Source organism: Sinomonas atrocyanea, from assembly GCF_001577305.1.
Taxonomy (GTDB): domain Bacteria; phylum Actinomycetota; class Actinomycetes; order Actinomycetales; family Micrococcaceae; genus Sinomonas; species Sinomonas atrocyanea.
The window spans coordinates 1,643,541-1,658,320 of sequence record NZ_CP014518.1 but is presented as its reverse complement, the minus strand read 5'-3'; the positions used below and the strand labels follow the sequence as shown (position 1 = coordinate 1,658,320).

Annotated in this window: 12 protein-coding genes; 7 read left to right on the top strand and 5 right to left on the bottom strand. The window is 72.0% G+C overall.

Annotated elements, in window-relative coordinates; genetic code table 11:
• From SA2016_RS07615 to SA2016_RS07595, 5 genes are all read right to left on the bottom strand, one after another.
• A complete protein-coding gene (locus SA2016_RS07615; protein WP_066497071.1) occupies positions 1-972 on the bottom strand; it encodes an AAA family ATPase in 972 nt (323 codons plus the stop codon).
• A 175-nt stretch (positions 973-1,147) separates the two neighbouring features.
• Complete coding sequence (locus SA2016_RS07610) at positions 1,148-2,428, bottom strand: adenylate/guanylate cyclase domain-containing protein (RefSeq protein ID WP_084249393.1); 1,281 nt, start codon at positions 2,426-2,428, stop codon at positions 1,148-1,150.
• Positions 2,428-3,027: a PH domain-containing protein gene (locus SA2016_RS07605; protein ID WP_084249392.1), complete on the bottom strand. Its 600-nt coding sequence runs from the start codon at positions 3,025-3,027 to the stop codon at positions 2,428-2,430. The genes SA2016_RS07610 and SA2016_RS07605 overlap by 1 nt, the downstream gene beginning before the upstream one ends.
• Positions 3,011-3,901: a biotin--[acetyl-CoA-carboxylase] ligase gene (locus SA2016_RS07600; protein WP_066497068.1), complete on the bottom strand. Its 891-nt coding sequence runs from the start codon at positions 3,899-3,901 to the stop codon at positions 3,011-3,013. Before SA2016_RS07600 ends, SA2016_RS07605 begins: the two co-directional genes overlap by 17 nt.
• 39 nt (positions 3,902-3,940) lie before the next feature.
• Positions 3,941-4,801, bottom strand: a complete 861-nt coding sequence (locus SA2016_RS07595; protein WP_066497067.1) for an SDR family oxidoreductase — start codon at positions 4,799-4,801, stop codon at positions 3,941-3,943.
• Between the two features lie 206 nt (positions 4,802-5,007).
• Between SA2016_RS07595 and SA2016_RS07590 the strand changes: the two genes are divergently transcribed.
• From SA2016_RS07590 to SA2016_RS07560, 7 genes are all read left to right on the top strand, one after another.
• A complete protein-coding gene (locus SA2016_RS07590; RefSeq protein ID WP_066497066.1) occupies positions 5,008-6,591 on the top strand; it encodes an acyl-CoA carboxylase subunit beta in 1,584 nt (527 codons plus the stop codon).
• Complete coding sequence (locus tag SA2016_RS07585; protein ID WP_066497065.1) at positions 6,588-6,842, top strand: acyl-CoA carboxylase subunit epsilon; 255 nt, start codon at positions 6,588-6,590, stop codon at positions 6,840-6,842. Before SA2016_RS07590 ends, SA2016_RS07585 begins: the two co-directional genes overlap by 4 nt.
• 287 nt (positions 6,843-7,129) lie before the next feature.
• The gene (locus SA2016_RS07580) at positions 7,130-8,851 is read left to right on the top strand and encodes a DUF885 domain-containing protein (RefSeq protein WP_066497063.1); all 1,722 of its coding nucleotides are present in this window, start codon (positions 7,130-7,132) and stop codon (positions 8,849-8,851) included.
• Between the two features lie 161 nt (positions 8,852-9,012).
• Positions 9,013-10,416, top strand: coding sequence for a dicarboxylate/amino acid:cation symporter (locus SA2016_RS07575; protein ID WP_066497062.1), 1,404 nt, complete (start codon positions 9,013-9,015; stop codon positions 10,414-10,416).
• A 161-nt stretch (positions 10,417-10,577) separates the two neighbouring features.
• Positions 10,578-11,192, top strand: a complete 615-nt coding sequence (locus SA2016_RS07570) for a TetR/AcrR family transcriptional regulator (RefSeq protein ID WP_066497060.1) — start codon at positions 10,578-10,580, stop codon at positions 11,190-11,192.
• Positions 11,193-11,264: 72 nt separating this feature from the next.
• The gene (locus tag SA2016_RS07565; protein ID WP_066497058.1) at positions 11,265-13,880 is read left to right on the top strand and encodes an MMPL family transporter; all 2,616 of its coding nucleotides are present in this window, start codon (positions 11,265-11,267) and stop codon (positions 13,878-13,880) included.
• Between the two features lie 101 nt (positions 13,881-13,981).
• Positions 13,982-14,677: a Maf family protein gene (locus SA2016_RS07560; protein WP_066497056.1), complete on the top strand. Its 696-nt coding sequence runs from the start codon at positions 13,982-13,984 to the stop codon at positions 14,675-14,677.
• Positions 14,678-14,780 lie beyond the last annotated feature (103 nt).

Genomic DNA, 14,780 nt, shown 5'->3' with positions numbered 1-14,780 from the left:
TCACACCCCGGCGCGGGACTGCGGTGCGGCGACTTCGCCCAGGACGCGCTCGAGGATCCGGTCCGGGGTGACCCCGGCGAACTCGGCCTCCGGGTCCATGACGAAGCGGTGGGTCCAGACGACCGCCGCCAGCTCCTTGACGTCGTCGGGGAGCACGAAGTTGCGCCCCTGCGCCGCGGCCCAGACCTTGGCGGCCCGGACCATGGCGATGGCGCCGCGCACGCTCACCCCGAGCCGCGTCTCGGGGGCGTTGCGCGTCGCCTCGCACAGGCGCGAGACGTACTCGAGGACTGCCGTGTCCACGTGGTTCTGGGCTCCCAGCTCGGCCATCTCGGCCACCGCGTTGGTGGTGATGATCGGGGCGAGCTCGCGGGACCGGTCCTTCACCGAGGCGCCGCCGAGGAGGCGCACGGTGGAGGCGTGGTCGGGGTAGCCGATCGAGGTCTTGATGAGGAACCGGTCGAGCTGGGCCTCGGGGAGCCGGTAGGTGCCAGCCTGCTCGATCGGGTTCTGGGTGGCCATCACCATGAACGGCCTGCCGGCCTCGTAGGTCACGCCGTCCACGGTGACCCGGGACTCCTCCATGACCTCGAGCAGCGCCGACTGGGTCTTGGGCGAGGCCCGGTTGATCTCGTCCGCGAGGACGATGTTGGCGAAGATCGGGCCCTTGTGGAACTCGAACTGCTGGGTCTTCTGGTCGTAGATCGTCACGCCGGTGACGTCGGAGGGCAGCAGGTCCGGGGTGAACTGGATGCGTGAGTTGGTGCCCTGCACCGTGGCCGCGAGCGCCCGCGCGAGCGAGGTCTTGCCGGTCCCGGGCGCGTCTTCGAGGAGGATGTGGCCCTCGGCGAGCATGGCGGTGAGCGCGAGCCGGACCACGTGGTCCTTGCCGAGCACGGCCTGGCCGACGTTCGCTGCGAGGCGCTCGAAGGTCTCGGCGAACCATGTGGCCTGCTCTGTCGTCAGCGTCATCCGCTCCCCCTGGAATGTGTGTGCTCTCTCCACCGGCCCGGGCCCCGAGCCCCGGCGATGTCCCCGGCACAGCCTAGTGCCTCGCCGTCCGGGCCCGCGATGGGGAGGTCTCCCCCCACCACCGCACACTGACCCGGCGCGCCGGCGGGTGCGCCGCGTCAGTCGGGGACGCGGGTCAGTCGAGGACGATGCCCGGCCCGGTGCCGTGGCGCAGCGCCACCGGATGGATCTCGCCGAAGCCGCGGACCATCTCGGGCTCGCGGTGTTCGAGGACGAACCGCTCGTCCCCTGCGAGGGCCTTCGCGGTGACGTCGTCCACGAGGACCTGCCCGGGCTCGGCGATCGCGGTCAGGCGGGCGGCGAGGTTCACCGTCGGCCCGTAGATGTCTCCGAGCCGGCTCAGCACGCGGCCCCAGACCATGGCGACCCGGCACTGCGGGAGGATCTCGTCCTCCGCGAACTCCTTGGACAGCGCCAGCGCGATCTGGGCGCCCGCCGCCGGGGTCTCGGCGATGTAGAGCACCTCGTCACCGATGGTCTTGACGAGGCGTCCGCCGCCCACGGCGATGATCTCGGAGCAGCGGTTCTCGAACCGCTGGACGAGCTGGGCGAGGGTCCTCTCATTCATCCGGCGCGAGAGGGACGTGTAGGAGACGAGGTCGGCGAAGCCGACGGCGCGTGCCAACGGCAGCGGGGCGTCGTCCTCCGTGCCGTCGCGTCCTTCCTCGCTCGAGTCGAGCCCGGCCTGGGCCCTGACCACGAGGCGCTGGACGCCCGCGGCGAGCTGGCGGTGCCAGGAGTAGACGAGCATCTCCTCGAGCGGGCCGACCAGGTCCGGGAGCCGCTCGAGCAGCGCGACGCGTGCCTCGGAGTCAGTCATCCCCTGGCTCGAGATCATGTCCTCGACGAGGGCCTCGACCTGCCAGACGACCATGCGGTCGGTCATCTGGCCGATCGCCCGGGCCACCGAGATCGCCGCCTCCTCCGTGAGCTTGCCCTCCCGGACCAGGCGGGGCATGACCTTGAGCGGCTCGAGCTCGGCCTGGGTGAAGGCGAGGTCGTCGTCGGTGAAGTTCGGCATGCCCAGGGCGCGCCAGAGCTTGCGGGCCGAGTACAGCGAGACCCCGGCCGCCGCCGCCACCTCGCGGCGCTTGAGGGTGCGCTCGCCCCCGAGCAGCAGGACCTCGATGTCCTTGGACGTGATCCGCCGGGCCGGCCGCGGGGCCCGCTGGCCCGCACGGTGCGACTGGGCCCGGGCCGGGTCCGCAGACGCGTCCTCGGCTGCATCCTCACCGGCCCGCACCTCACGGGCCGCGTCTTCACCGGCCGCGTCTTCACCGGCGGAGTCCGCATCGCCGGCGTCCGTGCGCACCGCCTCGGGAGCAGCAGCGTCGAGGCGCTCGGCGGGCCGCTCCTCGGGGCCCTCCCACAGCGCCTCGCCGTTCGGCTCGTCCATCAGTCCTCCCTCAGTTCCCACGGAAGCGACGCATCGCTGAAGTCAGTGATCTCGTCGCCAGGATCCGGCTGACGCTCCTGGAGCGGGAGCTCCTCGATGGCGTCGAGGATGAACTGGCTGAAACGGCGCACTTCCGGCACGTCGGTCAGCGTGAGCTGCGCCGACTGGCCCGAGGTCAAGGTTATCGTCCCGGACCTGAGCATCCCCTGCATGAATCCCTGACGGACGTGGACATCGCGCACGAGCGAGAGCGGCATGCCGCGGTCGCTACGCGTGAGGCCGCGTTCGCGGCGGAGCACGCGCCGGCTCGTGAGGACATAGCTCACGGAGCGCCACGCGAGCAGCTCGCGCAGGCAGTACCCCACCAGGATCCACACGGCGAGCGCCGTGGGGACGAGCGGGGACCAGGATGACGTCTCCGCGGGGAGCCAGGGGGCCAGCGCCTCGAGGCGGCCGCGCGAGAGCCAGCCCGCGGCGAAGGCGGCAGCCCCGCTGACGAGGATGAGGACGACGGCGGGCAGCACGAGCATGCGGCCCTGGCGCCGCGTCCTGACAATCAGCTGCTCCCCCGGGTCGAGGAGCCTACGCATAGCCGCCATCGGCGGGGCGGAGGTGGACCACGTCGCCCGCCGCGACCGAGTGGCGGGTGCCGTCCTCTTCGACGACCCGCAGGGCGCCGTGGGCGTCGAGGCCCGTCGCGCGCCCCACGAGGGTCTGTCCGCCGGGGAGCTCGACGCGCACGCGCTTGCCCAGCGTGATGGTGGCGTCCTCGACCTGGCCCCAGAGCCCGCGGCCGGCCGCGAGCGGCGCGTCGGGGTCGCCGTCGACCGCGCAGAACTGCCGGTAGCGGCGGGCGAACGCCGCAAGGTACGCGGCGAGGATGTCCTCCCGGCGGTGCTCACGGCCGGTGGCGATCGCCAGGCTCGTCGCGGTGGGCACGGGCAGCTCGTCCTGCGCCTGCCCGACGTTGATGCCGGTCCCGAGCACGACGGCGGGCGGCGCGCCGTGCGCTCCCGGCGCCAGCTGGGCGAGGATCCCGGAGATCTTGAGCCCGTCGACCACCACGTCGTTGGGCCACTTCACGCTCGCCTCGACCCCTGCCGTCTCGGCCAGGGCCTCGCGGAGGGCCAGCGCGGCGAGCGGCGAGAACCACGAGTAGCTCTGCGTGGGCAGCGGGCGTCCCGCGGCGTTGTGCGGGCGCAGCACGACCGACACCGCGACGGCAACCCCGACGGGGGACTCCCAGTGCCGGTGGAGGCGTCCCCGTCCCGCCGTCTGGTGGTCGGCGACGAGCACGGAGAGGTCCCCCCACCCGTCGGGGTCCGCCTCCGCCCGGCGGAGGAGCTCGGCGTTCGTCGAGTCGATCTCATCGAGGACCTCGAGGCGGGACAGCCCGGCCTCGCGCACGAACCCGGGCCCCAGGAGCGTTGCGTCGAGGGGCCCGCGGGACTCTGGCTGCGCGTGGTCGTCCATGCCTGAATCCTATCGAGAGGGCGGCGACCGCCCCTGATCTCAGAGGAAGATGTCCTTCACGAGGCGGTCCTCGGCGGCGCCGAGGCTGTAGCGGGCGAGGTCGGTCACCCCGGCGGCGGCCAGGACCTCCTCGTCGGTGAAGAACCCTCCCGTGGTGGTGCGGGGGTCGCTCGTGAGCAGCACGTGCGCGGCGTCGGCCACGATCTCGGGCCGGCGCCCCGCGGTGGCGAGGGCGTCGCCGCCGGGCATGTTGCGGATGGCGGCCGTGTCGATGAGGGTCGCCGGCCACAGGGAGTTCACGCCGATCCCCTCGCCCTTCAGCTCCTCGGCCAGGCCGAGGGTCGTCAGGCTCATGCCGTATTTGGCCATGGTGTAGGCGAGGTGGCGGCCGGCCCACGCCGGGTCGAGGTTGATCGGCGGCGACAGGGTGAGGATGTGGGCGCCTGCCGCGGAGGACGCCGAGGCGCGCAGCGCGGGCAGGGCGAGCTTGGACAGCAGGAAGGTGCCGCGGACGTTGATGTCCGCCATGAGGTCGTAGCGCTTCATGTCCACGGCGTCGGTCGTGGAGAGGTCGATCGCGGAGGCGTTGTTGACCACGGCGTCGATGCCGCCGAACCGCTCGCGGGTCGCCTCGACGGCCCGTGCCACGTCCTCGTCGCTGCGGACGTCGCCGACGATCGCGAGGGCGGACCCGCCCGCCTCCTCGATCTCCTCGGCGGCCGTGTAGACGGTGCCGGACAGCTTGGCGTGCGGCTCGGCGGTCTTGGCCAGGAGGGCGACGTTGGCCCCGTCGGCGGCGGCGCGCTTCGCGATGGCCAGGCCGATGCCCCGGCTGCCGCCGCTCATGAGGATGGTGCGGCCCGCCAGCGTGCCGGCGGCGCCCGGTGTGATGGTCGTCATGCTCCCCAGTGTACGGGACGATGTTACTGACCGGTAACAAGATCGCGGCGCCCATGGGGACCCGTGCCGGCCGAGCGCACGAATTTGTAGGGTTCCTACACAGGCGGCCCCGCAGGGCCTCACTAGACTGAGGTGACGTCTCCGCCCTTTGTGCGGACCCTACAGAGCCACCGCGCGTGCGCTACGGACCGAGAGCTGGAGTGAGTGTGACCCACGACCTGACCACCACCGCAGGCAAGATCGCGGACTTCCGCGACCGGCGGGCGGCCTCGCTCGCGCCCTCGGGCCAGGAGGCGATCGAGAAGCAGCACGCGCGCGGGAAGAACACGGCGCGCGAGCGCATCGACATGCTGCTCGACCCGGACAGCTTCGTCGAGTTCGACACCCTCCGCGTGCACCGCTCCACCGCGTTCGGGATGGAGAAGAAGAAGCCGCTCGGCGACGGCGTCGTCTCCGGCTACGGCACCGTGGACGGGCGCCTCGTGGCGGTCTACAGCCAGGACTTCTCCGTCTACGGCGGATCCCTGAGCCAGGTCAACGGCGAGAAGATCGTCAAGGTCCAGGAGTTCGCCCTCCGCAACGGCTGCCCCGTGGTGGGCATCAACGACGGCGGCGGCGCGCGCATCCAGGAGGGCGTCGCTTCCCTCGCCATGTTCGCGGACATCTTCCGCAACAACGTGGCCGCCTCGGGCGTGGTCCCGCAGATCTCGCTCATCATGGGCCCCTGCGCGGGCGGCGCGGCCTACTCGCCGGCGCTCACCGACTATGTGGTCATGGTGGACAAGACGAGCCACATGTTCATCACCGGGCCCGACGTCATCAAGACCGTCACGGGCGAGGAAGTGGACATGGAGACGCTCGGCGGCGCGCGCCAGCACAACGCCACGACCGGCACCGCGACGTACCTCGCCTCCGACGAGGCCGACGCGATCGAGTTCGTCCGCGAGCTCCTCGACGTCCTGCCCTCGAACAACCTCGTCGAGGCCCCCGTCCTCGACTCGGACCAGGAGCTCGAGCAGACCGACGAGGACCTCGCCCTCGACACGCTCGTCCCCGACTCCCCCACCCAGGGCTACGACATGCGCGCCGTGATCGAGGGGATCCTCGACGACGGCAACTTCCTCGAGATGCAGGCGCTCTACGCGCCGAACGTGATCATCGGCTACGGCCGCATGGAGGGACACACGGTCGGGATCGTCGCCAACCAGCCAATCCAGTTCGCGGGAACGCTGGACATCGCGGCCTCGGAGAAGGCCGCCCGGTTCGTGCGCCACTGCGACGCCTTCAACATCCCCATCATCACGCTCGTGGACGTCCCCGGCTTCCTCCCCGGCAAGGACCAGGAGTTCCAGGGCATCATCCGCCGCGGCGCGAAGCTGCTCTACGCGTACGCCGAGGCCACGGTGCCGAAGCTGACGGTGATCTGCCGCAAGGCCTACGGCGGCGCGTACATCGTCATGGGGTCCAAGAAGCTCGGCGCGGACCTGAACCTCGCCTGGCCCACGGCGCAGATCGGCGTCATGGGCGCGCAGGGCGCCGTGAACATCCTGTACCGCCGCGAGCTCGCCGCGGTGTCGGCAGAGGGCGGCGACGTCGAGGCCAAGCGGGCCGAGCTCATCCAGCACTACGAGGAGGAGCTCCTCAACCCCTACCAGGCCGCCGAGCTGGGGTACATCGACGCCGTGATCGCACCGTCGGAGACCCGCGTGCAGCTCCTGCGCGGCCTGCGCGCGCTGCGCGACAAGCACGCGTCCCTGCCCGCCAAGAAGCACGGGAACATCCCGCTGTGAGCGCGCTCCCCCAGACGCCCCAGACGCACGACGGCGGGGACTCCCCCGCCGTCGCCGCCGCGCCGGTGCTCTTCTCGGTCACCCGCGGGAACCCGACCGCCGAGGAGGTCGCGGCGCTCACGGCCGTGCTCGCCTCGCTCGGCACCGCCGAGCCCGAGGCCGCGCCGGCAGCACCGACGCGCCGCGAGCGGATCCGCCGGGCGACCCTGCGCCCGCGGCACATGATCGCCCAGCGCCGCGGCCGCGCCTGACGCATCTGCCGGGCCCGGACTCTCACCCGTGCTGAGGAGTCACCTACGTGCCCTCAAGGAGTCACCTGCGCGCTCCCCAGGAGTCAATCCGCCGGGCGCGACTCCTCAACGGTGCGTACGTGACTCGGCAACGGTGCGTACGTGACTCCTCAACGGTGCGTACGTGACTCCGCAACGGGGCGTAGGTGGCTCCTGAACGGTGCGTACGTGACTCCTCGCCCAGGGCACAGGCGGAAGATGTGCACGGGTTCTTTCACGTGTCGGCGCCTCGCGCTAGGCTCGTGAGGGTGACGCAGAACACTCACCAGAACCAGCACAGCTCCGGCACCCGCACGCCCAGCGCCCTCGACGCCATCGCGGACGAGTTCACCCGCAGGCTGCTCGACCTCGACCCTGCCCTGGCGACCGAGCTCGGCTACCCGGGCCACGAGACGGAGTACCCGGACTACTCGCCCGCGGGCCTCGCCGCGCACAGCGCGCTCGTGCGGGACACGCTCAGCGCCCTCGACGCCGCAACGCCCGAGGACGAGATCGACGAGGTCACCCTCGATGCGATGCGGGAGCGCCTGGGCCTCGACGCCGAGCGGCACGCGAGCGGCTGGGTGGCCGCGACGCTGAACAACATCGAGTCGCCGGCGCAGTCGATCCGCGCGGTCTTCGACCTCATGCCCGCCGACACGGCCGAGCACTGGCGCCACATCGCCGGGCGCGCCGCCAACGTCCCCGCGGCCATCGAGGGCTACGTCGCCTCGCTCCGGGCCGCCGCGGCGGACGGCAAGGTCTCGGCGGCGCGGCAGGTGCGCGTCGTCGTCGGCCAGTGCCGCAAGTACGGCGCAGACGGCACCGGCTTCTTCGCCAGGCTCGCCACGGACGCAAGGCTCGACGGTGGCGCCGCGCTGCCGGACGAGGTCGTCTCCGCCCTCGCCGACGGCTGCACGGCCGCGGCCGCGGCGTACCGCGGGCTCGCGGACTTCCTCGAGGGCGAGCTCCTCCCCCAGGCGCCCGAGGAGGACGCCGTGGGCCGCGAGCGGTACGCCCTCGAGTCACGCCGGTTCCTCGGCGCGACGGTCGACCTCGAGGAGACGTACGCCTGGGGCGTCGCCGAGCTGGACCGCATCATCGCCGAGCAGGAGGCGGTGGCCGAGCAGATCAAGCCCGGCGCGGGCATCGCCGAGGCGAAGGCCGCCCTCAACGCGGACCCGGCCCGGCAGCTCAAGGGCACCGACGCGCTGCGGGCCTGGATGCAGGACCTCTCGGACCGGGCCGTGGCGAACCTCGCCGGCACCCACTTCGAGATCGTGGGGCCCATGCACCAGCTCGAGTGCATGATCGCGCCCACGCAGGACGGCGGGATCTACTACACGGCGCCGTCCGACGACTTCTCCCGGCCCGGGCGCATGTGGTGGTCCGTCCCGGAGGGCGAGGACACCTTCACCACGTGGGCCGAGACCAGCACCGTCTACCACGAGGGCGTCCCGGGCCACCACCTCCAGTGCGCCACCGCCGTGTACCGCCGCGAGCTGCTCAACGACTGGCGCCGCAACATCTGCTGGGTCTCCGGCCACGGCGAGGGCTGGGCGCTGTACGCCGAGCGGCTCATGGACGAGCTCGGCTACCTCGCGGACCCCGGCGACCGCATGGGCATGCTCGATGGGCAGCGCATGCGCGCAGCGCGCGTGGTCTTCGACATCGGCGTCCACCTCGGGCTCGAGGTCCCGGAGCGCTGGGGCACGGGAACCTGGACGGCCGAGAAGGGCTATGGGTTCCTGAAGCAGAACCTGGACGTGTCCGAGGGCCAGCTCGACTTCGAGTTCAACCGCTACCTCGGGTGGCCGGGACAGGCCCCCTCCTACAAGGTGGGGCAGCGGCTGTGGGAACAGGTCCGCGGCGAGCTCGAGGCGGAGGCCGCCGCCCAGGGCCGCGAGTTCGACCTCAAGGAATTCCACACGCGCGCCCTGAACCTCGGATCGGTCGGCCTGGACACCCTCCGGCGCGCCCTGACCGCCTGAAGCGACGTGACATATCCCACAAGGGCTGAGGGAATAGCGTAACAAAACGGCGTGGCGGCGCGGCACAGCGGGGTTCGACCCCCGGCCGCGCCGTCACACTGGGCGTCATCTGAAGAAACACAAGCTTCGTATGGTACAAGCTGCGCCCCTAGCGTGGACGGGTGAGCACCTCAACCAGCACCGCGCGCACCCCGCGCCGCCTCCCGACGTGGGCCACGTCGTTCGGCCCGCAGATCATCGCCGCACTCGTCGTCGGCCTCGTCCTCGGCCTCCTCGCGAAGTACACGGGCAGCACGAAGGCCAGCCCGAACGCCCTCGGCGCCACTCTCGCGACCATCGGCAGCAGCTACGTCAGCCTGCTCCAGACCGCCGTGGTCCCCCTCATCTTCACCGCCGTGGTGAGCTCGATCGCCAACCTCCGCCAGGTCTCCAATGCGGCCAAGCTCGCGTGGAACACCCTGCTGTGGTTCGCGATCACCGCCTTCATCGCGGTCCTGATCGGCATCACCCTGGGCGTCGTCTTCCAGCCGGGCGCCGGGACGGGCATCACCCAGCAGGCGAAGTACACCGGCAAGAGCGGTGACTGGTGGGCGTTCCTCACCGGCCTCTTCCCGCACAACTTCCTCGGGCTCGGCGCGAGCTCGACCGCGGGCGACGGCGGGGCCGTCACCACGACCGTGTCGTTCAACGTCCTGCAGATCCTCGTCATCGCGATCGCCGTGGGCATCGCCGCGCTCAAGGTCGGCGCCAAGGCCGAGCCGTTCCTGACCTTCACCCGCTCGGCCCTCGAGATCATCCAGAAGGTGCTCTGGTGGATCATCCGCCTCGCGCCGCTCGGCACGATCGGCCTCATCGGCAACGCCGTCGCCGTCTACGGCTGGGACACCATCGGCGCCCTCGGCAAGTTCGCCGTGGCCATCTACGCCGGCCTCGTGCTCGTCCTGTTCGTGGTCTACCCGATCCTCGTGAAGTCGCACGGCCTGTCCGTGAAGCAGTACTTCTCCGGCGTGTGGCCGGCGGTCCAGCTCGGGTTCGTCTCCCGCTCCTCGATCGGCACGCTCCCGCTCACCCAGCGCGTCGCCGAGCGCAACCTCGGGGTGCCGCAGGGCTACGCGTCCTTCGCCGTGCCGCTCGGCGCCACCACGAAGATGGACGGCTGCGCCGCGATCTACCCGGCGGTCGCCGCGATCTTCGTCGCCCAGTTCTTCGGCATCAACCTGGACGTCAGCCAGTACCTGCTGATCGTGCTCGTCTCGGTCCTCGGCTCGGCCGCGACCGCCGGCACCACCGGCGCCGTCGTGATGCTGACGCTGACCCTCTCGACGCTGGGGCTGCCCCTGGCCGGCGTGGGCCTGCTCCTGGCCATCGACCCGATCCTGGACATGGGCCGCACCGCGGTCAACGTCGCGGGCCAGGCCCTCGTGCCGACCCTCGTCGCCAAGCGCCAGGGCATCCTCGACGAGGCGCTCTACAACGCCCCGCGCCACGGCGACCCGCTCAAGGACGAGTCCGCCACCGCCTCGGTGGAGCAGGCGCACGACGGCGAGCTGGCCGCCGCGCGCTGACCTCCCGCCTTCCGCCGCGCCAGACGCCCTGTCGCGGAGGAGACGCCCTCGGGCCGTCCCCTCCGCGACAGGGCGTCCTGCGTATCGCCAGCAGAACCCGGCCGGCCCCAACAAGCCTTCAGAACTTGCACGGGGTGCAAACTTGCACGTAGTGTCATGGGGTGACCGCTGAACCCTCGTCGCGCCGCGAGCTGAACAAGGCCGCGACCCGCGAATCGATCATCGCCGCGGGGCTGTCCCTCGCCCTGTCGCGTGGGCTCGGCGGCTTCACGGCCGAGGAGCTCGCCGACGCCGCCGGCGTCTCCCGCCGGACGTTCTTCAACTACTTCGGCAGCGTCGAGGAGGCCATCGCCGCCCCGACCTTCGGCTTCCTCGACCGTGCGCTCGGCAAGCTCCGCGAGCGCCCGGCGGACGAGCCCATCCTCGAATCCGCGCTCCACGTCCTCACGGGCATGGCCGACAACGACCTCATCGAGCCGATGGCCCAGTCGTTCCTCGTGGCCGCCGGCCACGACCCCCTCACGCGCTTCCAGCTGCAGGCCTTCGACGACTGCGCCGACAAGATCGGCACGGCGATCAGGGAGCGCCACCCCGAACTCGGCGACGACCTCTACGTGGCCGCCCTCGCGGGGAGCATCATCTCCTGCGGCAAGGCGGCCCTCGAGACGTGGATGACCGAATCGGGAGGCGACCTCTCGCCGTCGTCCCTCACCCGGCTCCGCAGCCTGCTCTCCTCCGCGATCACCCACCTCAAGACCGGCTTCGCCGCGCCCTGAGCCCGCCCGCCGGTCCGCTCCGCGGCGCGCGCACCACCGACCCGTCCGTTCCGCTCTGAATAGGTAAGGCCCATGGCTTCGCTCCTCTACCGCCTCGGCAGGTTCGCCTACGACCGCCGCTGGCTCGTCCTCGCCGCCTGGCTCGTCATCGTCGCGGCGGTCGGAGGCTCCGCCGCGGCGTTCCACGGCAGCATGACCAACAACTTCCAGATCCCGGGCACCGAGACCCAGCGCATGCTGGACAAGCTCAAGGCGGAGCTGCCCTCCGCCGCAGGCGGGAGCGCGACCGTGGTCTTCACGTCCCCGGACGCGGCCTTCACCGACTCCCAGAAGAGGGACCTCAGCGCTGCGCTGGCGAAGATCAAGGGCCTCGACGGCGTCCAGAACGTCACGGACCCGTTCACCACGCAGGCCCAGCTCGACGGCGCGGCCGCGAAGATCGCGGACGGCAAGGCCCAGATCCAGGCGAACGAGGCGAAGCTGGCCGCCGGCGCGCCGCAGCTCGAGGCCGCCAAGGCCAAGCTGGACGCCACCCGGGCCCAGCTCGACGCCGGGCAGGCCCAGCTCGACGCCCAGAAGAAGGCCCTCGCCGCGCAGGGCCTCCCGGCCGCGGCGATCGCCCAGGCCACCGCCTCGGCCCAGGCCCAGCTCAATGCCGGCCGCCAGCAGCTCGCGGCCGGGCAGGCGCAGTATGACGCCGGGAAGAAGCAGGCCGACGAGGGCGCCGCCAAGCTGGCCGACGCCAAGGCCCAGCTCGCCCTCGCCCAGCGCCAGGCCACCGCGGCCGAGGGCCTGCGCTTCGTCTCCAGCGACGGCAAGGCGGCCATCGCCTCGATCCAGTTCACCAAGTCCACCGATGCCCTCACCCCCGCGCTACGGCAGGACGTCCAGTCCATCGCCTCGAGCGTGGCGGGCGTCAACGCGTACCCGAGCAAGGAGCTCACGCAGGACATCTCGCAGATCTTCGGCACGTCCGAAGGCATCGGCGTGGCCGTCGCGGCGATCGTGCTGTTCGTCATGCTCGGCACGTTCGTGGCCGCAGGCCTGCCCCTGCTCATGGCCCTCATCGGTGTGGCCGTCGGCGTGGGCGGCACGTTCGCCCTCACGAGCGTGGTCTCGATGAGCTCGGTGACCCCGATGCTGGGGCTCATGCTCGGCCTGGCCGTGGGCATCGACTACTCGCTCTTCATCGTCAACCGGCACCGCACCCAGCTGCTCGGCGGCATGGACCCGCGCGAGTCCGTGGCGCTCTCGATCGGCACGTCCGGCAACGCCGTCGTGTTCGCCGGCCTCACCGTGGTGATCGCGCTCGCGGCGCTCGTGGTGCCCGGCCTGCCGTTCCTCGCGGTCATGGGCCTCGCCGCCGCCGCGACCGTGGCCGTGGCCGTGCTGGTCGCGGTCACCCTGCTGCCCGCGGTGCTCGGATTCGCGGGCCGGCGGATCATCTCCCGGCGGCGCTGGGCCAAGGCCCTCGCGGAGAACGCGAAGGCGGGCCACGCCGAGGAGGAGGCGCGGACGGACCTCGAGAAGGCGAACCGCGGCTGGGGCGCCTGGGTCACCCGGCACCCGTGGGTCTCGGTGCTGGGCGCTGTCGTGCTGCTCGCGGTCCTCGCGGTCCCCGCGGCGCAGCTGCGGCTCGCCCTCCCAGACGGCGGCTCGGAGCCGGTGGACTCGACCGCGTTCAAGGCCTACGACGCCACGGGGAAGTACTTCGGCGAGGGCATGACCGGGCCCATCATCGTGGTCGGCGACCTCCCGCCCGGCCTCGACGCGAGCGCCGTCCAGGCCAAGGAGTACGACGTCGCCGACCAGCTCCGCTCGGTCCCCGGCGTGGTCGCGGCCGTGCCCGGCACGGTCAGCCCGGACCGCCGGATCGCGGTCTTCCAGGTGATCCCGAAGGAGGGGCCGGCGAGCGCGAGCACCGTCCAGGTGGTCCACGACCTGCGCGCCAAGGGCGCCGACATCCAGGCGAGCACGGGCGTGACGATCGGCCTCACGGGGCAGACGGCGGCCAACGTGGACGTCTCCTCCAAGCTCGCCGACGCCCTGCCGCCGTACCTGACGATCGTCGTGGGGCTGTCCTTCATCCTGCTCCTGCTCGTGTTCCGCTCGCTCCTCGTGCCGCTGCTGGCCACCGGCGGGTTCCTGCTCTCGCTCGGCGCCGCGTTCGGCGCGGTCGTCGCCGTGTACCAGTGGGGCTGGCTCGGCCCGGTCTTCGACGTCACCCACCCGGGGGCGGTCCTGAGCTTCATGCCCATCCTGCTCATCGGCATCCTGTTCGGCCTCGCGATGGACTACCAGGTCTTCATCACCTCCGGCATCCGCGAGTCCTACGCCCACGGCGTCGAGGCGCACCTGGCCGTCCGGACCGGCTTCCACCACGCCGCACGGGTGATCACCGCCGCCGCAATCATCATGGTCAGCGTGTTCGCGGGCTTCATCTTCAGCCACCTGACGATGGTCCGGCCGCTCGGCTTCGGGCTCGCGCTCGGCGTGCTGCTGGACGCGTTCGTGGTCCGCATGACCCTCGTGCCCGCCGTCATGCGCCTCCTCGGCACCGCGGCCTGGTGGCTGCCGCGCTGGCTCGCGCGGATCCTGCCGGACCTGGACATCGAGGGCGCCAAGCTCGAGCGCGTGGCGGCACCGGAGCGCAGCGACGAGGGCGAGCCCGAACCCGTGGCCCGCTGACCGCACCCGGCCGCGGCGGCCCCTGCACGCGTCCCGTGCCGGGGCCGTCCTGCGTTCCCGGACGCCCGGGCGGCCCGCGCGGCAGGGATAGGCTGTGCGTCGTGACCGTCCACACAGCTCCACCGGCCCCGCCCACGCTCATCCTCGCGTCCAAGTCCCCCGCCCGGACCAAGCTCCTCGAGGAGGCCGGCGTCCCGCACCGGATCCTCGTCTCCGACGTGGACGAGGTCGCCGTGGCCGCGGGGCACCCCGAGGCAACCCCTGCTGACACCGCGCTGCTCCTGGCGCGCGCCAAGGCCGAGGCCGTCGCCGCCCTGCCCGCGGCCGCGGGCACCCTCGTGCTCGGCTGCGACTCGGTCTTCGAGCTCGACGGCCAGGCCCTCGGCAAGCCCTACACCGCCGAGGTGGCCCGCGAGCGGCTCGCGGCCATGAGCGGCCGCGCGGGCGTCCTGCACACCGGCCACTGGCTCATCGACTGCCGCACCGAGCACACGCCCGCCCGCGGCGACTCCGGGGCGCACGACGGCGGCGCGTGGCCCGGGCGCGGCGAGCTCGCCTCGGCGGGCGTGGAGTTTGCCGAGATGCGCCCCGAGGAGATCGAGGCCTACGTGGCGACGGGCGAGCCGCTCCACTGCGCGGGCTCGTTCACGATCGACGGTCTCGGTGGCGCGTTCCTGTCCCGGGTGGACGGCGACCCGCACGCCGTGGTGGGCCTGTCCGTCTCGACCCTGCGCGCCCTCCTGGCCAGCGCGGGGGTGCGCCTCACGGATTGGTGGGCGGCCGCCGTCGACCGCTGACTTTGTAGGTCCCCTACAAAGGATCGGCCCGCTACGCACGGAATCCGCCACCAATATGGGCGATTCCACCAAGTCGGCGCTAGGCTTCCCGCAGTACAGAACG